Annotated in this window: 24 protein-coding genes; 11 read left to right on the top strand and 13 right to left on the bottom strand. The window is 68.1% G+C overall.

The window, feature by feature from the left end; translation table 11 throughout:
- Window positions 1–21: 21 nt before the first annotated feature.
- Window positions 22–486 (bottom strand): OsmC family protein, encoded by a 465-nt coding sequence (locus tag WFH44_RS01480; RefSeq protein ID WP_336711187.1) that lies wholly within the window; start codon window positions 484–486, stop codon window positions 22–24.
- 116 nt (window positions 487–602) lie between these two features.
- On the opposite strand from WFH44_RS01480, the gene WFH44_RS01475 reads away from it, so the two are divergent.
- Window positions 603–1,967, top strand: coding sequence for an APC family permease (locus tag WFH44_RS01475; RefSeq protein ID WP_336711185.1), 1,365 nt, complete (start codon window positions 603–605; stop codon window positions 1,965–1,967).
- A gap of 27 nt (window positions 1,968–1,994) precedes the next feature.
- On the opposite strand, the gene pyk is transcribed toward WFH44_RS01475, so the two are convergent.
- The 5 genes from pyk to WFH44_RS01450 all read right to left on the bottom strand — a co-directional run bounded on the left by pyk (window position 1,995) and on the right by WFH44_RS01450 (window position 8,343).
- Window positions 1,995–3,410, bottom strand: coding sequence for a pyruvate kinase (gene pyk, locus WFH44_RS01470; RefSeq protein WP_336711184.1), 1,416 nt, complete (start codon window positions 3,408–3,410; stop codon window positions 1,995–1,997).
- Window positions 3,407–4,552: a glycerate kinase gene (locus WFH44_RS01465; RefSeq protein ID WP_336711183.1), complete on the bottom strand. Its 1,146-nt coding sequence runs from the start codon at window positions 4,550–4,552 to the stop codon at window positions 3,407–3,409. The genes pyk and WFH44_RS01465 overlap by 4 nt, the downstream gene beginning before the upstream one ends.
- Entirely contained in the window at window positions 4,549–6,024 is a 1,476-nt protein-coding gene (dctA, locus tag WFH44_RS01460; RefSeq protein WP_336711181.1) for a C4-dicarboxylate transporter DctA, read from the bottom strand. The genes WFH44_RS01465 and dctA overlap by 4 nt, the downstream gene beginning before the upstream one ends.
- Window positions 6,025–6,182: 158 nt before the next feature.
- Window positions 6,183–7,280, bottom strand: coding sequence for a tartrate dehydrogenase (locus WFH44_RS01455; RefSeq protein ID WP_336711180.1), 1,098 nt, complete (start codon window positions 7,278–7,280; stop codon window positions 6,183–6,185).
- Window positions 7,281–7,410: 130 nt separating this feature from the next.
- Complete coding sequence (locus tag WFH44_RS01450) at window positions 7,411–8,343, bottom strand: LysR family transcriptional regulator (protein ID WP_336711179.1); 933 nt, start codon at window positions 8,341–8,343, stop codon at window positions 7,411–7,413.
- Window positions 8,344–8,506: 163 nt separating this feature from the next.
- Between WFH44_RS01450 and WFH44_RS01445 the strand changes: the two genes are divergently transcribed.
- The 5 genes from WFH44_RS01445 (at window position 8,507) to WFH44_RS01425 (ending at window position 13,805) form a co-directional block, all read left to right on the top strand.
- Window positions 8,507–9,610 (top strand): LacI family DNA-binding transcriptional regulator, encoded by a 1,104-nt coding sequence (locus tag WFH44_RS01445; RefSeq protein ID WP_336711177.1) that lies wholly within the window; start codon window positions 8,507–8,509, stop codon window positions 9,608–9,610.
- An 88-nt stretch (window positions 9,611–9,698) separates the two neighbouring features.
- Window positions 9,699–11,033, top strand: a complete 1,335-nt coding sequence (locus WFH44_RS01440) for an MFS transporter (RefSeq protein ID WP_336711176.1) — start codon at window positions 9,699–9,701, stop codon at window positions 11,031–11,033.
- Window positions 11,034–11,060: 27 nt separating this feature from the next.
- Window positions 11,061–11,825, top strand: coding sequence for an SDR family oxidoreductase (locus WFH44_RS01435; protein WP_336711175.1), 765 nt, complete (start codon window positions 11,061–11,063; stop codon window positions 11,823–11,825).
- A gap of 27 nt (window positions 11,826–11,852) precedes the next feature.
- Entirely contained in the window at window positions 11,853–12,785 is a 933-nt protein-coding gene (locus tag WFH44_RS01430; RefSeq protein WP_336711174.1) for a 3-keto-5-aminohexanoate cleavage protein, read from the top strand.
- Between the two features lie 75 nt (window positions 12,786–12,860).
- Complete coding sequence (locus tag WFH44_RS01425; protein ID WP_336711172.1) at window positions 12,861–13,805, top strand: 3-hydroxyacyl-CoA dehydrogenase family protein; 945 nt, start codon at window positions 12,861–12,863, stop codon at window positions 13,803–13,805.
- A gap of 62 nt (window positions 13,806–13,867) precedes the next feature.
- On the opposite strand, the gene WFH44_RS01420 is transcribed toward WFH44_RS01425, so the two are convergent.
- Window positions 13,868–14,368 carry a winged helix-turn-helix transcriptional regulator gene (locus WFH44_RS01420; protein WP_336711171.1) on the bottom strand — a complete coding sequence of 167 codons (501 nt, stop codon included), beginning with the start codon at window positions 14,366–14,368 and terminating at the stop codon, window positions 13,868–13,870.
- A 70-nt stretch (window positions 14,369–14,438) separates the two neighbouring features.
- Between WFH44_RS01420 and WFH44_RS01415 the strand changes: the two genes are divergently transcribed.
- Window positions 14,439–15,779, top strand: a complete 1,341-nt coding sequence (locus WFH44_RS01415) for an MFS transporter (protein WP_336711169.1) — start codon at window positions 14,439–14,441, stop codon at window positions 15,777–15,779.
- A 68-nt stretch (window positions 15,780–15,847) separates the two neighbouring features.
- On the opposite strand, the gene WFH44_RS01410 is transcribed toward WFH44_RS01415, so the two are convergent.
- Both WFH44_RS01410 and WFH44_RS01405 read right to left on the bottom strand, forming a co-directional pair.
- On the bottom strand, window positions 15,848–17,026 hold the full coding sequence (locus WFH44_RS01410; RefSeq protein WP_336711168.1) for an AI-2E family transporter: 1,179 nt from the start codon (window positions 17,024–17,026) through the stop codon (window positions 15,848–15,850).
- Between the two features lie 144 nt (window positions 17,027–17,170).
- Window positions 17,171–17,491 carry a hypothetical protein gene (locus tag WFH44_RS01405; RefSeq protein WP_336711167.1) on the bottom strand — a complete coding sequence of 107 codons (321 nt, stop codon included), beginning with the start codon at window positions 17,489–17,491 and terminating at the stop codon, window positions 17,171–17,173.
- 81 nt (window positions 17,492–17,572) lie between these two features.
- Between WFH44_RS01405 and WFH44_RS01400 the strand changes: the two genes are divergently transcribed.
- Together WFH44_RS01400 and WFH44_RS01395 are read left to right on the top strand one after the other, a co-directional pair.
- Window positions 17,573–17,707, top strand: a complete 135-nt coding sequence (locus WFH44_RS01400; protein ID WP_336711165.1) for a hypothetical protein — start codon at window positions 17,573–17,575, stop codon at window positions 17,705–17,707.
- A gap of 9 nt (window positions 17,708–17,716) precedes the next feature.
- Window positions 17,717–18,337: a maleylpyruvate isomerase family mycothiol-dependent enzyme gene (locus WFH44_RS01395; protein WP_336711163.1), complete on the top strand. Its 621-nt coding sequence runs from the start codon at window positions 17,717–17,719 to the stop codon at window positions 18,335–18,337.
- 86 nt (window positions 18,338–18,423) lie between these two features.
- On the opposite strand, the gene WFH44_RS01390 is transcribed toward WFH44_RS01395, so the two are convergent.
- From WFH44_RS01390 to ppk2, 3 genes are all read right to left on the bottom strand, one after another.
- On the bottom strand, window positions 18,424–19,389 hold the full coding sequence (locus WFH44_RS01390) for a cation diffusion facilitator family transporter (RefSeq protein WP_336711162.1): 966 nt from the start codon (window positions 19,387–19,389) through the stop codon (window positions 18,424–18,426).
- Between the two features lie 268 nt (window positions 19,390–19,657).
- The gene (locus tag WFH44_RS01385) at window positions 19,658–20,488 is read right to left on the bottom strand and encodes a phosphatase PAP2 family protein (RefSeq protein WP_336711161.1); all 831 of its coding nucleotides are present in this window, start codon (window positions 20,486–20,488) and stop codon (window positions 19,658–19,660) included.
- Between the two features lie 83 nt (window positions 20,489–20,571).
- Complete coding sequence (gene ppk2, locus WFH44_RS01380; protein ID WP_336711160.1) at window positions 20,572–21,507, bottom strand: polyphosphate kinase 2; 936 nt, start codon at window positions 21,505–21,507, stop codon at window positions 20,572–20,574.
- Between the two features lie 327 nt (window positions 21,508–21,834).
- On the opposite strand from ppk2, the gene WFH44_RS01375 reads away from it, so the two are divergent.
- The gene (locus WFH44_RS01375; protein ID WP_336711159.1) at window positions 21,835–22,422 is read left to right on the top strand and encodes a hypothetical protein; all 588 of its coding nucleotides are present in this window, start codon (window positions 21,835–21,837) and stop codon (window positions 22,420–22,422) included.
- Between the two features lie 134 nt (window positions 22,423–22,556).
- Window positions 22,557–23,165 (top strand): hypothetical protein, encoded by a 609-nt coding sequence (locus WFH44_RS01370; RefSeq protein WP_336711158.1) that lies wholly within the window; start codon window positions 22,557–22,559, stop codon window positions 23,163–23,165.
- Window positions 23,166–23,269: 104 nt separating this feature from the next.
- Here WFH44_RS01370 and WFH44_RS01365 read toward each other — a convergent pair whose 3' ends face one another.
- A complete protein-coding gene (locus tag WFH44_RS01365) occupies window positions 23,270–23,956 on the bottom strand; it encodes a response regulator (RefSeq protein ID WP_336711157.1) in 687 nt (228 codons plus the stop codon).
- Window positions 23,957–24,132: the final 176 nt, after the last annotated feature.

Raw genomic sequence — 24,132 nt, 5'->3', positions numbered from 1 at the left:
GGTCAGGCAGGACGATCCCGGTTACTTCGCACCGTCCGCGGCGCCGTCGATGCCGAGGCTGATGTCATGCCCGACGGCGGTGCCGTGCTCCACCGTCCGGGAGACCGTGCAGTACTTGTCGTGGGAGAGCGCGACGAGCCGCTCGACCATGCCGGCCGCCTTGCGCCCGCCGTCGTCGTCCGGGAAGGAAAGCTTGAAGGACAGGTTCAGGTCCTCCATCCGGTTCGCCCCGCCTTCCTCGACGATCTTGTTCCCGGTCGCCTCGATCCGGAATTCGGAAGGCTCGGAGCTGCGGGAGGTCGCGATGTCCACGTCGATCGCGGAGCAGCCGGCGATGGCTGCCAGCAGCAGCTCCACGGGAGAGAGCAGGCCCTCACCCTGGCCGAATTCCACCTCGGCCCCGGCGGCATTGCGGGCGGTATAGCGGCCGGTGGCGGTGCGGGACAGCTCGATGGAACGCAGGGCGGGATCCGGGTTTTGGCTCATGGGCCCATCATGCCACCGCGGCCGACGGCCGCCGGCATCGGATCCCTGCGCGGGCTTTGCCCGATCTCCTTGGCCCGACTGGCGCCACCGGGCCGCATCTGCGCCAGAATGGCCGCATGGATGTTCATGCGCCGGTTCCCGTGCCGGACTCCGGTTCCCTGAAGCGCACCCTTTCGCTGGGCCAGCTGGTCTTCTTCGGCCTCGTGTTCATCGGGCCGGCGGCCGCCGTCGGCATCTTCGGGACGCTGGACGCCAAGTCCGGCGGCGCCGTCGCGTCCGTCTACGTCGCCGCCACCCTCGTCATGGCCTTCACGGCCTCGAGCTACATGCGCATGTCGCGGGAGATTCCGCGGGCCGGATCGGTGTTCGCCTATGCCAGCGCGGGGATCGGGCCGCGGTCCGGCTACGTTGCGGGCTGGATGATCCTGCTCGACTATCTGCTCATCCCCTCGGTCGCCTACATGTTCACGGGCATCGCCCTGAACTCCCTCTTTCCCGCGGTCCCGGTCTGGGTCTTCGTCGCCGTCGCCGTCGTCGGCACCACCGCCCTCAACCTCGCCGGGGTGCGGGTCGCCTCCAAGGTGATCACCGCCGTCGTACTTTTGGAAGTCCTCGTCCTGCTGCTGGTGCTGGTCATCGGCGCCTATGTGCTGGCGACCCAGGGACCGTCCCGGCCGTGGCTGAGCCCGTTCGCCGGCGTCGGCGGGTTCTCGCTGGCCGCCGTGCTGGCCGCGGTGTCCGTCGCGGTCCTGTCCTTCCTGGGCTTCGACGCGCTGGCCACCTTCGCGGAAGAGACGAAGGGCAGCGCGCGGCTGGTCGGCCGGGCCACGCTGCTCTGCCTGGTCGCCGCGGGCTTGCTCTTCGTGGCGCAGACCTATGTCGGGGCGCTGCTCTCGGCGGCGACCCCTGCCGATCTGGCGGCCGATCCGGAGCTGCAGGGCGCCGCCTACTACACCGCGGTCCAGGACCGTCTCGGCGAATGGCTGCACTGGCTGCTCGCGCTCTCCAAGGCAGCCGGCGCCGCCTTCGCCGCCATGGTCGGCCAGGGCGCCGGCAGCCGCATCATCATGGACATGGCCCGGGAACGCCGGCTTCCGGCCGCCCTCGCCCGCGTCTCTGACCGGACCGGCGTGCCCGTGCGCAGCATCCTCATCACCGCGACGGGCAACATCGTGGTGGCGGTGTGGGCCGCGACCCGGGCGGACGGCCTCGACATCCTCAGCTCCGTGGTCAACGTCGGCGCCCTGACCGCCTTCATCCTGCTTCACCTCTCCGTGATCGGCTACTACCTGGTCCGCCAGCAGGCCGCCGAGCGCGGCACGTGGTTCGCGCACGGCGCCATCCCCGCGGTCGGCGCGCTGCTGCTGGCGCTGGTGCTGGCCTCGGCCACGCACATCGCGCTGCTGGTCGGCCTGATCTGGTTCCTGGTGGGGCTGGCCATGGCCGCGCTGGTGAACGGCCGGCGGGCCCGCTCCGCCTAGCGGCCGGCGCTCTCCCTCGGGTCTCCGTCAGTCCGCCTGCCCGACGCGGTGCACCTTGAGCAGGTTGGTGGAGCCGGGGGTGCCGGGCGGCGAGCCGGCAACGACGACGGTCAGGTCGCCGGTGCCGGCGAGGCGGAGTTCGCGGAGCCGGCGGTCCACCTCGAGGGTCATTTCGTCGGTGTGGTGCTGCGCGGGAATGAGCACGGGTTGGATGCCCCAGGCTAAGGCGGCGGCGTGCATGGTGGCCAGCGACGGGGTGAAGGCGAAGACGGGCCGGGCCGGACGCAGCCGGGAGAGCCGGCGTGCGGTGTCGCCGGTCTCTGTGAAGGCGCAGATGCAGGCGGCGCCAAGCTGGTCGGCGATGTCCACGGCGGCGCGGGTGACGGCGCCGGCCCGGGTGGCGGGTTTGCTGCCCAGCGGCGGCACCAGGTCCCGGCCCTGCTCCTCGGCGGCCTCCATGATGTGCGCCATGGTCCGGACGGCTTCGACCGGGTAGCTTCCCACGCTGGTCTCGCCCGAGAGCATGACCGCGTCGGCGCCGTCCAGCACGGCGTTGGCGCAGTCCGAGGCCTCGGCGCGCGTGGGCCGCGGGTTGCCGATCATGGACTCGAGCACCTGGGTGGCGACGATGACCGGCTTGGCCCAGCGGCGGGCCAGGGCGATGGCGCGCTTCTGCACCAGCGGCACGTCCTCCAGCGGGACTTCGACGCCGAGGTCGCCGCGCGCCACCATGATGGCGTCGAAGGCGTCGACGATCTCCTCGAGCGCGTCGACGGCCTGCGGCTTCTCGATCTTGGCGATCACCGGGACGCGGCGGCCCTCCTCGTCCATGATTTCGTGGACGCGGCGGATATCGGCGGCGTCGCGCACGAAGGACAGCGCGACCATGTCCACGCCGGTCTTCAGGGCCCAGCGCAGGTCCGCCTCGTCCTTGTCGGTCAGCGCGGGCAGGCCGACGGCGACGCCGGGCAGGTTGATCCCCTTGTTGTTCGACACGTGGCCCGGCACGGTGGCTTCCGCCAGGACCTCGGTGGCGCCGACCTCGAGGGCCCTCAGCGCCACCTTGCCGTCGTCGATGAGCAGGGTGTCCCCCGGCCGGACGTCCTGCGGCAGCCCCTTGTAGGTGGTGGAGCAGATCCGGTCCGTGCCGTCGACGTCCTCCACGGTGATGGTGAAGCGCTCTCCCTCGGCCAGGTAGTGCGGGCCGCCCGCGAAGCGCCCCAGCCGGATCTTCGGCCCCTGGAGGTCCGCGAAGATGGCGACCGGCCTGTTGAGCTCGGCGGCGGCCTTGCGGATGTGGGCGTAGGTCTGCTCGTGCGCTTCGTGGTCGCCGTGGCTCATGTTCAGCCGGGCGACGTCGGTGCCGGCCTCGAGGACGGCCAGGGTCTTGGCGTAGGTGTCGAGGGCGGGGCCGAAGGTGGCGACGATCTTGGCGCGTCTCATGAGGGGATGGCGTCCTTGCTGGGCTGTAGGGTCTGGGCGATGTCGCGGCCGAGTCCGGCGAGCAGCCGCCTGGACAGCTCGGGGTCCGCGGCGCAGTCCCGCTCGGTCATGGCGCTGAGCGCGTGGATCCGGCCGATGCCGTGTTCCGGCAGGGCATCCTGCGCCAGGGCATTGTGACCGACGACGGCGACCACCGGCGTGGGTGCCGAGCGCCGGGCCACGACCAGGGGAAGTTTTCCGGACAGGGTCTGGCCGTCGAGCTTGCCCTCGCCGGTGATGACGAGGTCGCAGCCGGCGGCGGCCCGCTCGAAGCCGAGGAGGTCCAGGAAGAAGTCGGCGCCGGAGACCATGCGGGCGCCGAGCAGCATCGCGGCGAACCCGAGCCCGCCGGCGCTTCCGGCGCCCGGCGCTTCTGCGCAGGCGGCCGCCGCGGAGCCGGCTTCCTCCAGCCTGCGGACCAGGTTGGCCAGCCCGGCTTCGAGAACCTGCACGTCCTCGGGACCGGCCCCTTTCTGCGGCCCGTACACCGCGGCCGCGCCGTCCGGACCGAGCAGCGGGTTCCGGACGTCATTGGCGGCGACGATGTCCACGCCGGCCAGCTCCGGCAGGCCGGCGAGCTCGATCCGGTCGATCAGGGCCAGGGTGCCGCCGGTCGGGGCGAAGGCCCGTCCGGCGGCGTCCAGAAACCGGGCGCCGAGGGCGTGGAGCATGCCGGCTCCCCCGTCCGTGCTGGCGCTGCCGCCCAGCGCCAGCACCAGCTGGCGCGGCCCCTGCCCGAGCGCCGCCCGGATGGCCTCGCCGAAGCCGGCGCTGCTGCTGGCCAGCGGGGCCAGCCCGCCGGCCGGCAGCATCTGCAGCCCCGAGGTCGTCGCTACCTCCACCACGGCGGCGTGTCCGTCGAAGGCGACGATGGCGGAAGCGGGGTAGCCGGTCGGGCCGGAAACCTCCACCGCCAGCGGCCGGAAGCCTGCGGCGAGCGCGGCCTGGACGCTGCCGTCCCCGCCGTCGGCCAGCGGGAGGAGGCTGCAGCTGATCTCCCCGCCGCCGGCCAGGAGGCCGGCCTCGAGCGCCTGCGCCACCTCGGCCGCGCTGAGCGAGCCCTTGAACTTGTCGGGAGCCAGCAGGATCTTCATCGTGCTCATCGGACCCCGGCCTCGGCGGGAACGGCGTCGGCCTCGGTTCTGGAGATGGCCTGGGCGTCGGCGTCAGCGCGCCGGCCGGGAAGCTCCTCCCCCGCCAGTACACCGGACGGAACGGGGCCCTCGGCACCCGCCGGGGCACCGCCGTCGTTAGCCGTTGCCGCACCCAGCGGGGGCACGTCTTCCCCGTTGAACACCCGGCGCACCCGGTCCACGTCCAGCGACTTGTCCCACCAGGCGATGAAGAGCGTGGCCACCGCGTTGCCGCAGAAGTTCACCAGCGCGCGGCACTCGGACATGAACTTGTCGATGCCGAAGATCAGCATGATGCCGGCCGCGGGAATGGTGCCCAACGTGCTGAGCGTCGCGGTGAGGGCGATGAAGCCGCCGCCCGCGACTCCGGCCGCACCCTTGGAGGTGAGCAGCATGACCGCGAGCATGCCCAACTGCTGGCCGATGGTCAGGTTCGTGTTGGTGGCCTGCGCGATGTAGACCGCGGCGAGCGAGAGGTAGATCGCGGCGCCGTCGAGGTTGAAGCTGTAGCCGGTGGGAACCACTAGGCCGACGGTTTCCTTCTTGACGCCGGCGTGCTCCAGCTTTCGCATGAGCCCCGGCAGGGCCGGCTCCGCGGTGGACGTGCCCAGGATCAGCAGCAGCTCCTCCTTGAAGTGCTTGAACATCTTGAAGATGTTCAGCTTCAGGAAGGCCATCACGCCGCCGAGGACCACCACGACGAAGATGATCGAGGTGGCGTAGAAGAGCAGGATCAGCCAGCCGAGGCTGGAGAGGGTTTCCACGCCGTACTTGCCGACGGCGAAGGCCATGGCTCCGAAGGCGCCGAGCGGGGCGGCCTTCATGATGAAGTTCAGGACCTTGAAGACGACCTTGGTCAGCCGCTGCACCACGTCCAGGATCGGCGCCCCGGCCTTGCCGACGGCGTTGAGCGCGATGCCGAAGATGACCGCCATGAAGATGATCTGGAGGATGTCGCCCTCGACGAACGGACCGGCCACGCTGCCCGGGATGATGTGGGTCAGGAACTCCCACCACTGCTGGTTCTGGCCCTTTTCAATCAGCTCGGCGGCCTTGCCGGTGGTTTCGATCTTGCTGGCGTCCGCGTTGACGCCGTCGCCGAGCCGGAAGATGTTGATGGCGACCAGGCCGATGACCATCGCGCAGATGGTGCCGATCTGGAAGTATGTCAGGGCCTTGAGCCCGGTCATGCCGACCTTCTTCAGGTCCGCGACGCTGGCGATGCCGCCGACGATCGTGAGGAACACGATCGGGCCGATGAGCATCTTCATCGCCTCGACGAACGTGGTCCCGATCGGCTGCATGGCTTCGCCGGTTGACGGGGCGAGCCAGCCGAGGAAGATGCCGACGACGATCGCCACCAGCACCCAGAAGTACAGCTGCCGGTACCAGCGCTTGGGCCGGGCCGGGCGGCGGGTGCCGCTGTCCAAAGTGTGGTCCATGGTTCCTACCTCGTTGTTGGAAGATCATGCTCCGCGGGACGTTCTGGATGCCGCGGACGGGAAGTGCGGGCCTGGGGCATGCCGGAGGACGGCGTGCCGGGCTTTGGGACGGGTCCGGCCGGCGTGCGTGCCGGCCGGCCGGACCCGGGAAGGGTGGATCAGATGGCGGCGAGCTCTTCGCTCAGCGCCGCGACAATGGACTCGGTCACGGCCTTGGTGTCCGCCGTGCCGCCGATGTCGCGGGTCAGCTGGCCGGAGGCGGTGGCGGCCTCGATGGCGGCCTCGACGCGGCGGGCCTCCTCGTGCAGGCCGAAGTGGTCCAGCATCAGCGCGGCGCTGGCGATGGCGCCGATCGGGTTGCTGATGCCCAGGCCGGCGATGTCCGGAGCGGAGCCGTGGACCGGCTCGAACATGCTCGGGAAGCGGCGCTCCGGGTTCAGGTTGGCGCTGGCGGCCAGGCCCAGGCTGCCGGCCAGGGCGGAACCGAGGTCGGAGAGGATGTCCGCGTTGAGGTTGGAGGCAACGACGACGGAAAGGTCCTCCGGGCGCAGGATGAACTTGGCGCTCATCGCGTCCACCAGCACGCTCTCGGTCTCCACGTCAGGGTAGTCCAGCGCCACGCGGTTGAAGACTTCGTCCCACAGCACCATGCCGTACTGCTGGGCGTTGGACTTGGTGACGCTGGAGACCTTCTTGACCGTGCGGGTCCGGGCCAGGTCGAAGGCGAAGCGCATGATCCGCTCGCAGCCCTTCTCGGTGAACAGCGCGGTCTGCAGGGCGACCTCGTTGCCCTGGCCGCGGCCGCTGAGGTTCCGGCCGCCCAGGCCGGCATACTCGCCCTCGCTGTTCTCGCGGACCACGATCCAGTCCAGCTCGGTGTTGTCGGCCTTGCGCAGCGGCGACTGGACGCCGGGCAGGAACTTCACCGGGCGGATATTGGCCCACTGGTCGAAGTTCTGCGTGATGTTGAGCCGCAGCCCCCACAGGCTGATGTGGTCCGGCACGTTCTCCCAGCCGACGGCGCCGAAGTAGATCGCGTCAAAGGCCTTCAGCACCTCGAGGCCGTCCGGGTCCATCATGATGCCGTGCTTGGCGTAGTACTCGCAGCCCCAGGGGAACTCGGTCCAGTCGAACGAGAACCGGCCGTTGGACTGCTCGGCGAGGGTGTCCAGGACCCGGCGGCCGGCCGCGACGACTTCCTTGCCCACGCCGTCGGCGGGGATGGAAGCGATTTTGAAAACCTGGTTGTCGCTCATGCGTATTTCACTCCTGCTTGATCTTGGTTGACCTGTGCTCCGCATCACAGCTGCGGTGTCGAAATCAATTAGACCGGCGGCCGAGTGATCGCGTCCAAGACCGGATTTGCATACGCTAAATAGGCTCTACCTATCCATCGCTGTCCGTTCCGCCCTCGTCTGCCCCGTGGTCCGCCCGCGCCGCATGCTCCGCCGCGACGGCCAGAAACGCCTGCGCGGCCGGCGTCAGCGCCGCCGCCTCCCGGCTCAGCACGGCGACATGCAGCTCCGTGACCGGCTCGATCCGCGCCACCCGCAGCCCCGACTGGCGCGCCAGCGGCGACCAGGAGGACGGCATCACCGCGTGGCCGACGCCCGCCAGCACCAGCGGCAGGATCGACGTCCGGTGAGCCACCTCGACCGCGATCTCCACGTTCACCCCGCTGGCCACGATGTCATCCACCAGCCAGCGCATCAGCGACCCGCGCTGCGAGGCAACCACGCGGTGCCCGTCCAGGTCCTCCCGCCGGATGGCCTCGCCCGGGCCGAATGTGTCCGCCTCCGGATTGATGATCAGCACCAGCGGCTGGCGCTCGAGCTGCATCACCTCCACGCCGGCCGGCCTGATCGGCCGGTCCGAACCCAGGATCCCGATCTCGGAACTCCCGCTGCGGATGGAGGCAACGACGTCGTCCGTGGTGAATGCCGCGTCCACGTTCACCACCACCGCGGGATACCTGCGGGAGAACGCCGCGATCATCGAGGTCAGCGGCTCGATCCCCGGCGACGGCATGGCGGTCAGGTCCAGCCGCCCGCTGCGCAGACCCTTCACGGCAACGACGGCGGACCTCGCCACCTCGAGGTCCCGCACCACCGCGCGGGCCGGGCCCACCAGTTCCCGGCCTGCCTCGCTGAGCACCACCCGCCGGCCGACCCGGTGGAACAGCGGCACGCCGACCTCCTGCTCCAGCGTCTTGATCGTCTGCGACAGCGACGGCTGCGCGATCAGCAGCTGCTCGGCCGCGCGGTTGAACCCCTCGTAGTCCACCACCGCAAGGAAATACTTCAACTGCCTAACGTCCACGCCCGCTCCCGGCTCGCCCTGGTCCACCTGGTCCTGCAGGTGCTGTCCGGTCCCATTATGCGGGCCGGGCCGCTCAGGGCTCCGGCCCGAGGCGCTGCCCTCGGCGAGGGCCGCGCCCGCCGGCGCTTACTTAACGTTGCTTAAGGGTTTTTGGCTTCGTAAAGTGACGGTGTTCACATCAGCACAACAGCGATCCAAGGGAAGGAGGCGGGTGCGATTGGAGACTTCCGTCAATGCCGAAAAGCCCAGGAACTTTGTTTCCGCCGCCTCGGTTGCCCGGGCCGCCGGGGTTTCTGCAGCAACAGTTTCCTACGTTATCAACGGCAAAACGGGAGTTTCCCCGGAAACGCGTCGGCGCGTTATCTCGGTGGCGAATGAACTGGGATTCCGGCCCCGCTCCTCCGGCCCGGGCCTGAATCCGCAGCGCACGCGGGTAATCGGCCTCGTTCTGCCGAACATCCTCAATCCCATGTACACCCGCTGGGCGCAGGGAGTCATCAGTGCGGCTGCCGCGGCCGGATACGAAGTCCTGACAGCTATTACGCAAGATGATGTCGACACCCTCGGCCAAACCACCTCGACGCTGGCCAGCCGGAATGTCGACGGCGTCATCATTGCGGCCGCCTTGAGGGAAGACGCATCTGCCCTGCGGACTTTGCGGACAGCAAGAATACCGTTCGTCTATCTCTCACGGAGATCCAAGTACCTCGAAGGAGACTATGTCGGCATCGACGACAGCGCCGCTGCCGCGCTGATCATGGGGCACGTCCTCGGCCACGGCTACACGGACATCGCTACCGTCATCGGACCGCGGTTCTCCAGCGCATCCCTGGCCCGCGAGAAGGGACTGGTCCGGGCCGCCGCAGAGGCCGGCCTGACGATCCCGGGCGAATGGAGGATCAGCACCCAGCTGAATAACGTGGGGGGCCGGATGGCGGCCAGGAGCTTGTTCGATTCGAAACGCCCGCCCCGCGTGATCCTGTGCGGTAGCGACGACATCGCCATCGGCATCATGGAGTACGCCGTGTCCCAGGGCCTCCGCATCCCGGAAGACATCGCCATCACCGGGGCGGATGGCCTCCCCCACAGCATTTCGGGACTCATCAATCTCACGACTATCGTCCAGCCGCAGCAGGAAATGGCCAGCGAGGCATTTGCAATGTTGCTGAAGCGGATGGAAAACCCTTCGACCTCGTACCAATCGCTGATCTGTGCGCACAAACTGCACATCGGCAGGACCTGCGGCTGCAATCCAGCGGCCGATTAATCAAATTTCCTAAAGGCAATCCAGCACAAATATGCGGCGGCAATGAGGCCGTGTAATTTTCCGCGACCAAATCCATGTGAGGAAAACTATGCCCAATTCCACTACAGCGGTGATGCGCTCACCCCAGGAAATCAGCAGCCTTATCCTGCGCAAGCTGATGCCCCTGCTCATCATCGCCTACATCATGAGCTTCCTGGACCGCACGAACATCGGCATCGCCAAGGAACGCCTGGAAATCGACCTCGGCATTTCGGCGACCGCCTACGGCATCGGCGCGGGCCTGTTCTTCCTCACCTACGCCCTGTCCGAGGTGCCGTCGAACCTCATCATGCATAAGGTGGGCGCCCGGTTCTGGATCACCCGGATCATGGTGTCCTGGGGTTTGATCTCCGCCTGCATGATGTTCGTCCAGGGGGAATGGTCCTTCTACATCATGCGGATGCTTTTGGGCATCGCCGAGGCCGGTCTTTTCCCGGGAGTCATGTACTTCCTGACCCAGTGGTTCGTCCGCAAGGAGCGGGCCAAAGCCAACGGCCTGTTCCTGCTCGGGGTGTCCTTCGCGAACGTTATCGGTGCGCCGCTCGGCGGGGCACTGCTGAACATGGAGGGAGTCGGCGGCCTGCACGGCTGGCAGTGGATGTTCCTGATCGAAGGCATCCCGGCCTGCTTCCTGGCCATCGTCGTCTGGAAAATGCTTCCGGACCGCCCGACCCAGGCAAAGTTCCTGACCTACGAGGAAGCGGCGTCCCTGGAGGCCAGGATCGCCGCAGAGGATGCGGCGGGCGCCGAAGCCTCCGGCACCCACAAGCTGACCGGAGTCTTCAAGGACAAGCAGATCCTCCTGGTCGTCGGTATCTACCTGTCTGAACAGATTGCCGTGTATGCCCTCTCGTTCTTCCTGCCCTCAATCATCGGCACCTACGGCGAATTGTCTTCGTTCGAAATCGGCCTGCTGACAGCCGTTCCCTGGATCTTCGCGGCGCTCGGTTCCTACTTCATTCCCCGCCACGCAACCAACGGCACCAAGGCGCGGAAGCTGGTCAGCACGACGATGATCGGCATCTGCGTGGGGTTCACCCTGGGAGCGGTCTCGGGTCCGGTGGTGGGGCTCATCGGATTCTGCCTCGGCGCGTTCTGCTTCTTCGCCATGCAGCCGATCCTGTTCACCTTCCCGGCGAGCAGGCTCAGCGGTTCGACCCTTGCCGGCGGCATTGCCTTCGTGAACACCATCGGCCTCTTCGGCGGCTTCCTCGGCCCGTACGTCATGGGCTTCATGGAAGACGCCACGGGCAGCAAATTCGCCGGCCTCTGGTTCGTCGTCGCCGTCTGCGCCGTCGGAGCGTTCCTCTCCTTCTTCCTGAAGTACGGAGAACTGGACGAGACGGAGTCCGAAACGGCAGTCGTGGCCGCCGCCGCGAAATAGAACCAACACAGAATTTAGGAGACACGCATGGATTTCACCGGACGCAAGGTACTGGTCACGGCCGGAGCAGCCGGAATCGGACGCGCCATCGCTGACCGCTTCCGCGGCCTCGGAGCGGAGGTCATGGTCAGCGACATCAACCCGGAGGCCGTGGACGCCGCCAAACAGGATGGGTTCGCCGTCGCCCTGAGCGACGTCTCGGACGAAGCCCAGGTCCGCAGCCTCATGGAGGAGGCCGGCAACCGGCTCGGCGGACTGGATACCCTCGTGAACAACGCCGGGATCGCCGGCCCCACCGGGCCTATCGAGACGCTCGATTCCCAGGCGTGGAAGACGACCTTCGACGTCAACGTGCACGGACAGTTCTTCTGCATCAAGCACGCGCTGCCGCTGCTGCGTGAGGCAAAGGACGCCAGCATCATCAACCTCTCGTCGGCCGCGGGCCGGCTCGGCATGGCCGGACGCAGCCCCTACTCCGCTTCCAAGTGGGCCGTTGTCGGGCTGACGAAGACGCTCGCCATCGAGCTCGGCCCCGAAGGCATCCGCGCCAACGCGATCTGCCCCGGCGCCGTGAACGGCCCGCGCATCGACGCCGTCATCGAGGCCAAGGCGGCCATGCTGGATCGTCCGGTCAAGGAGGTGTCGGAGCTGTACCACAAGCAATCCTCGCTGGAACGGCTCGTCGAGGCCGACGACATCGCCAACATGGCCGTCTTCCTGGCCAGCGACCTCGCCCGCAACGTCAACGGCCAGGCGATGGCCGTCGACGGCAACACCGAAAAGCTTTACTGACCCGCCTGCAGCAACCGAGGAGCCACCATGCCCACCAAACGCAAAGTCATCATCACCAGTGCCGTCACCGGCGCCATCCACACCCCCTCGATGTCGCCGCACCTGCCGGTTACTCCGGAGGAAATCGCCGATGCCGCGATTGGCGCCGCTGAGGCCGGCGCCGCCGTCGTCCACATGCACGCCCGCGACCCCAAGGACGGCCGCCCCTCGCAGGACCCGAAGCACTTCGAACCCATCCTGGCCAAGCTCAAGGCCAATACGGATGCGGTCATCAACATCACCACCGGCGGCTCCCCGCACATGACGGTGGAAGAACGGATGCTCCCGGTCGCCACGTTCAAGCCCGAACTCGCGTCGCTCAACATGGGCTCGATGAACTTCGGCCTCTACCCCATGCTGGACCGCTTCCCCGAGTTCCAGCACGAATGGGAGCGCCAGGCCTTGGAGAAGTCCCGCGACCTGGTCTTCAAGAACACCTTCGCGGACATCGAGACCATCCTCGGCATTGGGAACGGCAACGGCACCCGCTTCGAATTCGAGTGCTACGACATCTCGCACCTGAACAACCTGGCCCACTTCCACGGCCGCGGCCTGGCCCGGGGCCCGCTGTTCGTCCAGTCGGTCTTCGGCCTGCTCGGCGGTATCGGCTCGCATCCCGAGGACCTGATGCACATGCGCCGCACGGCGGACCGGCTGCTCGGCGATGACTACGAGTGGTCCATCCTCGGTGCGGGCAAGAACCAGATGCCGCTGGCCACGATCGGCGCCGCCATGGGATCCCACGTGCGGGTGGGTCTGGAGGACTCGCTGTGGATCGGCCCGGGCCAGCTCGCCGCCTCCAACGCGGAACAGGTCACCCGCATCCGCACCATCCTCGAAGCGCTGAACTTCGATATCGCTACCCCTGACGAAGCGCGCGAAATGCTGCAGCTCAAGGGCAGGGACAACGTCGGTTTCTAGTCCAGCAAGCACGGTTCCGGTGACGGGTTCGCCTGGCGCGAGCCCGTCACCGCCCCACATCATTCAGGAGCTCAGATGAAGATTGCAGTCGTAGGATCCGGGTACATGGGCGGCGGCATCGCCCAGACATTCGCGCTGAGGGGTCATCAGGTGTCGATCGCTGATGCAAGCGTCGAGATCGCGGACCGCAACCTGGCCAGGCTGTTGGAGGAATCGGCCCTGTGGGAAAGCCGGGGCCTCTTTGACCCGTCCAGCACGGCGCAGCTCTCCGCCTCCCTGTCGGCGGCCGCCATCCCGGAAGCTGTCGCGGGCGCCGAGCTGGTCATCGAGGCCGTCACCGAAAGGGTCGAGGTCAAGGAGGGTGTGCTGCGGGATATCGCGGCCTCGGCGGCACCGGACTGCATCATCGGGACCAACACGTCCACCATCTCCATCGGCACGCTGGCAGGATTCGTCGCAGGCCCCGGCCGCTTCCTCGGCCTCCACTATTCGAACCCGGCGCCGTTCGTGCCCGGGGTCGAGGTGATTCCCCATGCGGACACGGACCCCGCCGTTGTCAGTCGTGCCCGGGACATCATCGAAGACACGGGCAAGACCACCGCCGTCGTCAAGGACGTACCCGGCTTCGTGCTGAACCGCTTGCAGTTCATGCTGTTCCAGGAGGCCGCGAAGATCGTGGACGAAGGAATCGCGTCAGCCGAAGACGTGGACAAGGTCGTGCGGTCGACCTACGGGTTCAGGCTGCCGTTCTTCGGCCCGTTCCAAATTGCCGACATGGCTGGCCTGGACGTCTATGGCATGGGTTTCGACACGCTCGAAGCCGCATTCGAGGAGGGGAAGTTCTCGAAGCCGGAGGCACTCAGGAAGCTGGTCGAGTCCGGACACTACGGCACCAAGTCGGGAAAGGGGTTCTACGAAACGACCGAAGCGGGCGCCACGGAACTCGCCCTGTTCCGGAACGACGCCTACAGCCGGCTCGCCAGGCTGCTCGGTTCCGTGGGCGGCAGCCCGACCGCGTAGCCAATTCCGCTTGGGCCGGGCATGGTCCGATTCGGACTGTGCCCGGCCGTTGGGCACCCGCGTCACAGTCCGGACAGCACCCCGGCGGGGACCAACGTATCGCGGGTGTTCTTCCACGGCTTGACCCACGTCATGTCCTCAGGGACAAGCACTTCGCCGCAGGCACTGCATGCCTCCCCGCGCGTGGTCTCGTTGCCGCACGTCCGGTGGATCATGGCCATGTGTCCGCCGCCGGCAGGCATGGAGGTGTGCCGCTCCCCCCACAGCGCGAGCTGTTGAAGCACCGGCAGCAACTCCGCCGCGGCCTCCGTCGCCGCGTATCCCTGGCGGGTGCGGCCGCCGTTGTCGTAGTCGACGCGCACCAGCAGGCCCGCCTCGACCATGCCCTGCAGGCGGCGGCTCAGCACGGCCTCGGAGATGCCAAGGTTCTCCCGCAGCGAGTCGAACCGGCCGCGGCCGTGCAGCACGTCCCTGACAATCACCAGCACCCAGGGATCGCCGAGCACGTCGAGGGAGCGGCGGATCGGGCACACGTCGTCGGACCAATCGGATCGCAGCGGCATTCTTTTCGCCACCTCACTTCTCATGTAGGGTTACCACCAGCTTATAACTTCCTTCAAGAAAGTCAGAGCCATGGCGACAAGAATTCCGGAACCCGCTCCCACGTCCCGCCGGCCCCGCGTCCATCCCGCATGGTGGGTCGCGGGTGCGGCCTTCGTGGCGCTGCTGGCCGCTGCGGGCTTCCGCGGCGCACCGGGTGCCCTGATGGTGCCGCTGCACGAGGAGTTCGGATGGTCCATGAGCATCATGTCGCTCGCGGTGAGCATCAACCTGGTGCTCTACGGGCTCGTGGCCCCCTTCGCCGCCGCCCTGATGGACCGCTTCGGCATGCGCCAGGTGGTCTCGAGCGCCCTGTTCCTCGTAGCGCTCGGCGCAGGCGGAAGCGTCGTCATGACGGCCTCGTGGCAGCTGCTCGTCTTCTGGGGCCTGCTGATCGGCACCGGCACCGGAGCGATGGCGCTGGTATTCGCCGCGACGGTCGCCAACCGATGGTTCGTCAACCGCCGCGGCCTCGTGATGGGGGTGCTCACGGCCGGGGCGGCGACCGGGCAACTGGTGATCCTGCCTCCCGTGGCAGCCATGGCCGAGGGTATCGGGTGGCGGCCCGCTTCACTGGTGATCGGGGCGACCGCCCTGGCTGCCGTGCCGCTGGTGTGGCTGGTCATCCGCGACTATCCGGAGGACCGCGGCGTCCGGCCCTACGGAGCCGACCCGAGCTCCTACGTCGGTCCGGCCCGCGCAGCCGGCGGCGCGCTGAAACGCGCCACCGAAGGGCTTGCCTACGCCACACGCCAACGCGCGTTCTGGGCCCTAGCGATCGCCTTCGCGATCTGCGGCGCAACCACCAACGGGCTGATCGGCATCCACTTCATCCCCTCCGCCCACGACCACGGGATGTCCGCCACCACCGCAGCGGGACTACTGGCCGCCGTCGGAATTTTCGACATCGCCGGCACCATCGCCTCCGGCTGGCTGACCGACAAGTTCGACCCGCGCAAGCTCCTGGTCGCGTACTACGCCTTCCGCGGCGTCAGCCTGCTCATGCTCCCCTGGCTGCTCTCGGACCAGGTGCATCCCAGCATGATCCTGTTCATCGCCGTCTACGGCCTCGACTGGGTGGCCACCGTTCCTCCGACCGTGGCCCTCTGCCAGAGGATCTTCGGCGACCGCGGCACGATCGTCTTCGGTTGGGTCTTCGCCTCGCACCAGATCGGCGCCGCCGTGGCCGCCTTCGGCGCAGGCATGGTCCGGGACGTGTTCGGGACCTACACCTACGCCTGGTGGGGCGGGGCCGCGATCTGCGCCATCGCCGCCGTGCTGTCGATCAGCGTCACCGCCACGCGCCGCCGTCTCCCGGCGCAGCCGATCAGCACCCAAACTCCGGACCCCGAGGCCCGCGCCGAAGCACGCTGACCGGCGCCGGCACGTTCATGGGCCGGCAGCGTCCCGCCCAAGGGGCATCGCCCCGCCAGCTGGCGGACCTACGGCGCCTCGGCCCTGGACTCGGGCTCAGGATCCTGCTCCGGCTCGGCCGACTTTTGCACCAGCGCGGGCTGTTTCCGGCTGTCCGGCCGCGGCGGCCGGCTCGAGATGAGGATGTTGATCCAGCTGGCCCGCGGGTCCGCGTCCACCAGCAGCGCCTTCAGCAGCAGCGTCGCCGGCAGCGCGAGCAGCGCGCCCAGCCAGCCGAGCACCCAGTACCAGAACAGCAGGGACAGGAAGGACATCGTCGCGGTGACGCCCACGGCTTCGCCGGTGAACTTCGGCTGGATGATGGACTGCACGGAAAAGTTGAGGAGGCTGTACGCGGCGACCACCGCGATCGCGGGGCCCGGCCCGCCCTCCAGCAGGGCGAGCAGGGCGGGCGGCACCAGGCCGATCACAAACCCGATGTTCGGAATGTAGTTGGTCAGGAACGCCAGCACGCCCCAGACCCAGACCAGCGGGACGCCGATGATGGCCAGCGCGGCGACGTCGAGCAGCGCCACGATCAGGCCGAACACCGTGGTGACCACCCAGTAGCGGCGGACGCCGCGGCTGAAGGTCACGATGGCCGCGGTGAAGCGCGGATTGACGGGCTTGATGGAGGCCAGGCGGCGGCGGATCTGGGTGGAATCCATCGCGAGGAAGAACACCGTAATGATCAACGTGACCAGCACCGACATGACCGAGGTGACGTTGCCCAGCAGCGGGCTCACAACGCTCATCACGTTGCTCGCGTCGATCTGCCGCAGCTGGTCCAGCAGCATCGACTGGCTGATGCCCACGCTCGCCAGCAGCCCGATGACCTCGGACCACAGCTCGGTGAACTCCCGGTTGTACAGCGGCAGCTCGCGCAGCAGTTCGGTCGCCGCCCAGGTGGTGGCCCCGAAGAACACCAGGATCAGCGCCAGCACCACCAGCAGCGTGATCACGGCCGCCAGGTAGCGGTGTATCCGGCGCGTCAGCAGCAGCTGCAGCGGGTAGGCCACGATCATCAGGTTCAGCCCGAGGAAGACCGGCGCGATGATGCTGCTGAGGTCCCGCACGAAATAAAGGAACACGGCCAGCCCGGCCAGCCCCAGGCAGATCAGCACGAAGCGGGGCATCGGCGCCCTGGCCGGCGTCGGCTCCTTGGCGGGCGGCTCCCCCGCAGCGGCGTCCGGCGTTGTCGGTTCCATCGTGTTCTCCTCCAGTGCTCCGCGGCCCAGTGTACGGGGCCGCGGCCGCAATTTCGTGGCCGGCCGGGGTGCCGAAATGGCGTTGCCGTTCAGCCGTAGTTCGGGGAGAACGACGGCGGCGCCCGGGTTGCGCTTCTTCGGCGGCTACAGCGACCCGTAGATTGTGCCGGCAAGACCGACGACGGCGAGGGCCGCCACCGCGCCGACGCCGTACTTCCACGCCGAGGACCCCGGCCGCAGCACGCTCCACCCCACCAGCACCGGGCCCGCCATGAGAAGGACCGCCGCGCCCGCGGCCAGCGAACCCGCCCACGGGTCCGGCTCCGAGCACTCCAGGAAACAGCCGCTGAAATACACCATGGCAGCCACGCCCAGCAGGAACACCGGATAGCCGACGATCACCCAGCCGAGCAGCACGGCCAGCATCGCCGAGACCACCCGCGCGCCCTTCCCTTTTACCCCCACCCCGCCATTCTCCCTGATGAGGAGCCATTTCGCCGCTTGCCGCTCTGCATCACGCCTGCCGCAGCGGGCATACTGGGACGCATGGAAACCACCGCTGCCCTCGTGTTGCTCGGCTTGGCCCTCGTCTTCAGCCTGGTCGCCGTCCTCGTCGTCAACAAGCGCAGGCAGGCCGCCCGCCCGGATCCGGCCGACCAGGGCGACGGGCAGGTTCCCTAGGCTGTCGGCATGGACTCCCTGTGGCCGCTGATCCACGCCGAGCGGAACGCCCTGTACCGCGACCTAGCTGACCTTCCCGACGGCCGGTGGGCGACGCCGTCGCTCTGTTCCGGGTTATCCGTACGCGAAGTGCTGGCCCACCTGACCGCCGCGGCCAGCCTCAATCCGGTCCGGTGGATGGCCGGGGTGATCCGCTGCCGGTTCGATTTCGACCGGCAGGTAGCCATGCGCCTGGCCGAGCACCTCGGAGCCACTCCTGCCGAGACGCTCGCCCGGTTCCGCAGCGTGCTGGCCAGCACCGTTTCACCACCGCTGCCGCGGATCGCCATGCTCGGCGAGACCATCGTGCACGGCGAGGACATCCGCCGCCCCCTCGGCCTGCGGCACCCGTACCCGCCGGAAGTCCTCACCAAGGTCGCCGCCTACTACCAGCAGTCCGACATGGTGGTCGTCGCCAAGAGCCGCGTTGCGGGACTCCGGCTGGCCGCCACGGACGGCCCCTTTGCCGCCGGCACCGGCCCGCGGGTCGAAGGACCCACGCTCGCCCTCATTATGGCGACGACCGGCCGCTCCGCCTACCTCGACGACCTCAACGGCGACGGCGTCGCCCTCCTGCGTGAACGCAGCTGACGGCAAGCCGGCACCAAGGTGAAGTAGCCGCCCGCGGGGAGCGCCGCCGTCGTTGTTTGGGAAAGGGCCGGGCAGCGGCCACCGGGTCAGCGGCCGGGCCGCAGCGAGGGCTCGTCCGACGTGGCGAGCGTCAGGACGGCCTCTTCGATCAGGTCGCGCGATTCGAGCTCGCGCTCGACCAGGCGCAGCGCGAGGGCTACCTCCCTCTCGCGGCGGTTGCCGGCAATGTCGACGGCGGCGACCAGGTAGAGCCTGTCGGGTCCGACGAACTCGAGGTGGAGGTAGGTGACCCGCTCGATCTCCTCGTGGGTCAGCAGCATTTCCAGCGCGAGCTGCTCGGTCTGCCCGGAGACGGACTGGCCGACGAGGAAGCGGCGGTTGCGGTCGATCAGGATCACGGCGATGACGCCGAGCAGGATGCCGACCAGGATGGAGCCGACGGCGTCCGGCACGGTCGAGCCGGTGACCTGGTGCAGGAAGATGCCGGCGAACGCGATGGCGATGCCGATCAGGGCGGCGGAGTCCTCGGCGAACACGGCCCGCAGCGTGGGATCCGAACTCTTGACGACGTGCTCGAGCGTGTTGCGGCGGTAGCGTCCGGCCATGGTCCTCGCCTGCCGGAATGCCTGCACGAAGGAGATGCCTTCCAGCACGAACGCGATCGCCAGAACGATGTAGGCAATGTGGAAGTCGCCGGCCGGTTCGGGCGCAATCAGCGTCTGGATGCCGTGCATGATGGACACGACGGCGCCGGCGGTGAAGAGCCCGAAGGCGGCGAACATCGACCAGACGTAGGCCTCGCGCCCGTAGCCCATCGGGTGCGTCTTGTCCCGCGGCTTGTCCGAGCGCTTCTCCGCGATGTACAGGAAGACCTGGTTACCCGTGTCGGCCCACGAATGCGCCGCTTCCGCGGTCATCGAGGCCGAGCCCGTGAGCACCGCGGCGCCGGATTTCGCCACGGACACCAGGAAGTTCGCGCCCATCGCGATCAGCACGGTCAGTATGCCCGCGTCGCGCTGCTTGGTGCCCATCGGGGCCTGCGCCGAAGCCATAGGCACACAGTACTCGCGGGCGGCGGAACTGTGGACGGAGTCCGGCATATGCCGCCCGCACCTGCCAGCCCACACCTGCCCGCCCACACCCGCCAGCCGCCCGGCCCCGTCTGAAACGATTGGCCTGTAATGGCTCTTTAGGACCCTCTATCGAGCCATTACCGGCCAATCGTTTTCCTGGCGGGTCCGAAACGGGGCGGCCCGGCACCCTGACGGGTGGAACAGGCCGGCCTGACTCCCCGAGGGGTCGGAAACGGGGCGGCTCGGGCTATTTAGGGGCTCGGGTCTTGTGCCGCACCGTCAGGTACATGCGGTGGGCGGTGATGACGACGGCGAGCCAGGCGGCGCCAAGGGCCCAGGCGGCGAGGACGTCGGTGAACCAGTGGTGGCCGAGGAAGACCCGGCTCAGGCCCATGAGCAGGGCGAAGCACGCGGCGGCGGCGATGGTCAGGTACTGGCTGCGGCGCGAGCGCAGCCGCAGGATGATCAAGTAGGCGACGATGCCGGCGATGACGATCGAGTTCAGGGCGTGCCCGCTGGGGAACGACGCCGAGTGTTCGTAAGGCGGGACGGCGTCGCTGAGCGCGGGGCGGGACCGGCCGAAGAACGGCTTGCCGGAGACTGTCATCAGCAGGGACCCCAAGGCCGCGGCCGGGATGAGGATGACCGGCGTCCAGGAGCGGCGCCGCCAGGCCAGGGTGATCGTCGCCAGGACGGCCAGGATCGGCATGCCGACGGTGCCGCCGAGGTCTGTGTAGGCCGTGGCGAGCAGGTCGAGCCCGGGCGACCGGAGGGTCTTCGCGAACGCCAGCAGCGGGTGGTCCAGCTCGGCCACGCCGTCGCCCTCGGTCACCGCGTCGTAGACTCCGGCGAACGCGGTGGTCAGGACGACGGCGACGATTAGCCCGCCGGCGAGCAGCAGGATCAGCGTCGGGATTGAGCCGAGCCGGGTCCCGACCGCCTCGGCGGCGCCGGCCAGGAAGCGCCCGAACCGGCTGTGCCAGCTGGCTGGGTCCCGCCCGCCGGGCAGCCTGTCGCCCCGCAGCTCCCCCTTTACGCCTTGCCCGCCCGGCGGTTCATGGTGGTTCCTCGACTCCATTACCAAAGGATGTCGCACGAAGCTGGCAAAGTGCGGTCAACCCCCGAATTCGTGCAGCGCTCTGCGGGTCCCCGGGCCGTGAATCAGTCGCCGACGGCGTCGCGGCCTCGGCGGATGATCTGTGGGTCCGCCGCATAGACCACGGAGGTGTCCTTGCCCTCGTAGTCGAACTGGTTGAGGAAGAAGCGCATGGCGTTGATGCGGCCGCGCTTCTTGTCGTTGGACTTGATGGTGGTCCAGGGCGCGTGGTCCGTGTCCGTGCGCAGGAACGTGGCTTCCTTCGCGTTCGTGTAGTCCTCCCAGCGGTCGAGGGACGCGAGGTCCATCGGCGAGAGCTTCCAGCGGCGCACCGGGTCGATCTGCCGGATGGCGAAGCGGGTGCGCTGCTCGTGGCGGGTGACGGAGAACCAGAATTTGGTCAGGTGGATGCCGGAGTCGACGAGCATTTTCTCGAAGACCGGGGCCTGTTCCATGAACGTCTCGTACTCCTCGTTGGTACAGAATCCCATGACGCGCTCGACGTTGGCGCGGTTGTACCAGGAGCGGTCGAACATAACGATCTCGCCCGCCGTGGGCAGGTGCTGGATGTAGCGCTGGAAGTACCACTGGCCGTGTTCGCGGTCCGAGGGCTTGGTAAGTGCGACGGCGCGGGCCGCCCGGGGGTTGAGGTGCTCGGTGAAGCGCTTGATGGTTCCGCCCTTGCCGGCGGCGTCGCGGCCTTCGAAGACGATGACGTGCTTATGCCCCACGTCCTGGCCCCAGTACTGGAACTTCAGCAGCTCGATCTGCAGCTTGTACTTCTCCACCTCGTATTCCTCGCGGGTCATCCGATGCTCGTACGGATAGTCCTCGCGCCAGGTTTCGACGGCGGAGCCGCCGGGGTTGATGAGCTCGGGGTCCTCGCCCTGGCTGCCGTGGACCTCGTAGCCGAGGTCGACGAGCTGGTCGATGAACTCACGCAGGTTGTCGCGGACCAGCCAGCGGTCTTCCGGCGTCCATGTCCTGCCACCCTCGGTCATCGGGACCTCCTCCTGGTCGCGGCGGCCTCCCCAAGACGTCTCTGATGCGCCGGGCCGCCCTTGCCCGCATTTTAACAGGGCCTCTTGGCCGGAAGGTGAACACTGTTGACGTCTTCCTCAACGGCGATTGCCCCGCTGCAAGAACTATGCGTCCGACGCCGGGGATGTGTCCGATTCATAGGGAGCCCGGTGCCGGCGCCGCCTGCCGTTTTCGCGCCAGGTCAGGACCACCCTGACCGCGCCATGGGCACGAGGCGGCTGTACCGCGACGGCGCCCGGCCTCGGCAGCTGTGGCCAACCCGTCCGGCGGCGTGTGAGGATTACGGCATGGCGAAGAAGACTCAGTCGAAGAAGAACATCCGCTCGCTCCTCGAACAGTCTGCTAAGGAGTCGCTGCCACTGCGCATCAGGCGCGGCGTCCAGAAGAACGAAGTGGTCCACGGGACGGTGCTGGAGATCGGGACGGACTGGATCCTGCTCGCTTCCCTCCGTGACGGCGGCTACCTGGACGGCTACACGGCGCTGCGGATCGAGGACCTGCGCCTGGTCGAAGCGGAGGAGACGTTCCTTCCGGTCCTGAAGAAGGACGCCCAGTGGCCGCCGAAGAAGCCGTCGACGCTGGACATCGCCAATCCGCGGACCATCATGGAAACCGCGGCGGCCAAGGAAACACTGGTCGCCGTCTTCCAGGAAGCCAGGCGTCCCGACACCTGCCTGATCGGCGCGCCAATGGACTGGGGCAAGAAGTCCGTGTGGCTGTTGACCGTCGACCCCGCGGCCCAGTGGGAGGACTTCCTGGTCAAGCTGCCGTTCAAGGACATCACCAGGATCAGCTTCGGCGGGGACTACGAGACGGCCCTGCTGCGCGTGGCCGGCGCGGCACCCAGTCCCAAGACGCTGGACAACGGGCAGTAGGCAGCCGGCAGTAGGCGCCGCCTTCCCGGCAGCGGCCCGCTCCCCCGTTCCCATTAAGTGCGCCAGCCCATAGACTGTGAGCTCCGGAAGATCATCAGCTTCCTTACTATCCAAGAGTGCGAAGGAGAACAACAGTGTCGGGAAATCTCATTGCACGCTCCGTCCACGATCTGACCGCGGGGGCTTGGTTCGGCGGATCCCTCATGGGCGCCATCGGCCTGAATGGGGCGACCGCGGAGGCCAAGGACCCGAGGGAGCGCACACGTCTGTCCAGCCTCGGCTGGAAGAAGTGGGCCCCGGTCCAAACGGCTGCTTTTGCCGCCCACCTCGGGGCCGGCATTCCGCTTATCCTCAAAAACCGGGATCGGCTTGCTGAACAGCATGGCGTCATGCGGCTCACCACCTACAAGGCCGTCGTCACCTTGGTTGGCGCCGCGGTGACCCTGTACGCGGGCCTGGTGGGCCGCAAGGTCGACCTGCTTTCGGCCGAAGGGGCCGAGGGTGCAACCGAGCCTTCGCCCTCTTCGTCCGAGGAACTGGCGTCGGCCCAGAAACAGCTCAAGGTCCTGCAGTGGACCATCCCGGTCATCGCCGGCTGGGTCATGGTCCTGGGCGCCAAGGAAGGCGAGATGCAGCGGGTGCAGAACGTTGCCCTCGGCGTGAAAAAGGCGCAGGCCGCCAGCGGCGTCATGGCGCTTCCCGGTCTGAAGATGCTGGCCGCACGCTCCGCCTGCAGGCATTAGCGGTCCGGCTGGAGGCTCCTGCTTCGTTAGGCTTCCAACGATGCAGGAGCCTCCGCTTTGCGACTGGGGCGACGGAGCCGCTGGCCCGCCAAGGCCGGAACCGGTCAGACAGCCGGGCCGGGCTCGAAGCGGTAGCCCATCCCGGCTTCCGTCAGGAGGTAACGCGGCTTGGCGGGATCGGGTTCGAGCTTCCGGCGCAGCTGGGCGATGTAGACGCGCAGGTACTGGGTTTCCTTGAGGTACGCCGGCCCCCAGACGTGCGTCAGGATCTGCTGCTGCGAGACGAGGCGTCCGGGGTTGCGTGCGAGCAGTTCGAGGATGTTCCACTCGTTCGGGGTCAGCCGCACGGCCTGCCCGTCCCGCATGACGCGCTTGTCGTTGAGGTTGATCTCGAAGTCCGCGGTGGCCACGGAAGGTCCTTGCGCCGTGCTGCCGATCCGGCGGTCGGCCGCGCGCAGCCGGGCGAGCAGCTCGTTGAGGTCGAACGGCTTCGTCACGTAGTCGTCCGCACCGGCGTCCAGGGCTTCGACCTTTTCAGCGGAGGCGTGCCGGGCGGAGAGCACGATGATCGGGACGTCGCTCCAGCCGCGCAGGTCGCGGATGACGTCCACGCCGTCCATGTCCGGCAGCCCGAGGTCCAGGATGACCAGGTCGATCGGCGACTTGGCGGCCTCCGAGAGCGCGGCCCCGCCGGTGGCCGCTGTGTAGGTGCGGTAGCCCCGGGCGGCGAGGTTCAGCTGCATGGCGCGAAGGAGCTGCGGCTCGTCGTCGACGATCAGGACATTGGCCATCCCTGCGGCATCCTCCCTGCTTTGCCGGCTGCTACGCCTATTCTGCCCTGCCTGCCCGGCTCCGCGCCGCCGTCACCACCACTTGGACCTTCTCTTCTCATGGAGCAGGGCGCGGACCAGCAGCCACAGGACGGCTCCCCCGGTGGCGAAGAGTCCCGTCATCTCCCAAAGCTCGA

The organism is Arthrobacter sp. USHLN218 (genome assembly GCF_037144715.1).
Classification (GTDB): Bacteria; Actinomycetota; Actinomycetes; order Actinomycetales; family Micrococcaceae; genus Crystallibacter.
This window is presented reverse-complemented; position numbering and strand designations above follow the sequence as displayed.

Excerpts from the sequence above, each read along its gene's own strand:
- WFH44_RS01475 (WP_336711185.1), top strand. The coding sequence starts at position 603 with ATGGATGTTCATGCGCCGGTTCCCGTGCCGGACTCCGGTTCCCTGAAG.
- WFH44_RS01365 (WP_336711157.1), bottom strand. The coding sequence starts at position 23,956 with ATGGCCAATGTCCTGATCGTCGACGACGAGCCGCAGCTCCTTCGCGCC.
- WFH44_RS01430 (WP_336711174.1), top strand. The coding sequence starts at position 11,853 with ATGCCCACCAAACGCAAAGTCATCATCACCAGTGCCGTCACCGGCGCC.
- WFH44_RS01385 (WP_336711161.1), bottom strand. The coding sequence starts at position 20,488 with ATGGAGTCGAGGAACCACCATGAACCGCCGGGCGGGCAAGGCGTAAAG.
- WFH44_RS01375 (WP_336711159.1), top strand. The coding sequence starts at position 21,835 with ATGGCGAAGAAGACTCAGTCGAAGAAGAACATCCGCTCGCTCCTCGAA.
- WFH44_RS01465 (WP_336711183.1), bottom strand. The coding sequence starts at position 4,552 with ATGAGCACGATGAAGATCCTGCTGGCTCCCGACAAGTTCAAGGGCTCG.
- WFH44_RS01435 (WP_336711175.1), top strand. The coding sequence starts at position 11,061 with ATGGATTTCACCGGACGCAAGGTACTGGTCACGGCCGGAGCAGCCGGA.
- WFH44_RS01420 (WP_336711171.1), bottom strand. The coding sequence starts at position 14,368 with ATGCCGCTGCGATCCGATTGGTCCGACGACGTGTGCCCGATCCGCCGC.
- WFH44_RS01395 (WP_336711163.1), top strand. The coding sequence starts at position 17,717 with ATGGACTCCCTGTGGCCGCTGATCCACGCCGAGCGGAACGCCCTGTAC.
- WFH44_RS01410 (WP_336711168.1), bottom strand. The coding sequence starts at position 17,026 with ATGGAACCGACAACGCCGGACGCCGCTGCGGGGGAGCCGCCCGCCAAG.
- pyk (WP_336711184.1), bottom strand. The coding sequence starts at position 3,410 with ATGAGACGCGCCAAGATCGTCGCCACCTTCGGCCCCGCCCTCGACACC.
- WFH44_RS01415 (WP_336711169.1), top strand. The coding sequence starts at position 14,439 with ATGGCGACAAGAATTCCGGAACCCGCTCCCACGTCCCGCCGGCCCCGC.
- WFH44_RS01440 (WP_336711176.1), top strand. The coding sequence starts at position 9,699 with ATGCCCAATTCCACTACAGCGGTGATGCGCTCACCCCAGGAAATCAGC.
- WFH44_RS01480 (WP_336711187.1), bottom strand. The coding sequence starts at position 486 with ATGAGCCAAAACCCGGATCCCGCCCTGCGTTCCATCGAGCTGTCCCGC.
- dctA (WP_336711181.1), bottom strand. The coding sequence starts at position 6,024 with ATGGACCACACTTTGGACAGCGGCACCCGCCGCCCGGCCCGGCCCAAG.
- WFH44_RS01455 (WP_336711180.1), bottom strand. The coding sequence starts at position 7,280 with ATGAGCGACAACCAGGTTTTCAAAATCGCTTCCATCCCCGCCGACGGC.
- WFH44_RS01390 (WP_336711162.1), bottom strand. The coding sequence starts at position 19,389 with ATGGCTTCGGCGCAGGCCCCGATGGGCACCAAGCAGCGCGACGCGGGC.
- ppk2 (WP_336711160.1), bottom strand. The coding sequence starts at position 21,507 with ATGACCGAGGGTGGCAGGACATGGACGCCGGAAGACCGCTGGCTGGTC.
- WFH44_RS01425 (WP_336711172.1), top strand. The coding sequence starts at position 12,861 with ATGAAGATTGCAGTCGTAGGATCCGGGTACATGGGCGGCGGCATCGCC.
- WFH44_RS01400 (WP_336711165.1), top strand. The coding sequence starts at position 17,573 with ATGGAAACCACCGCTGCCCTCGTGTTGCTCGGCTTGGCCCTCGTCTTC.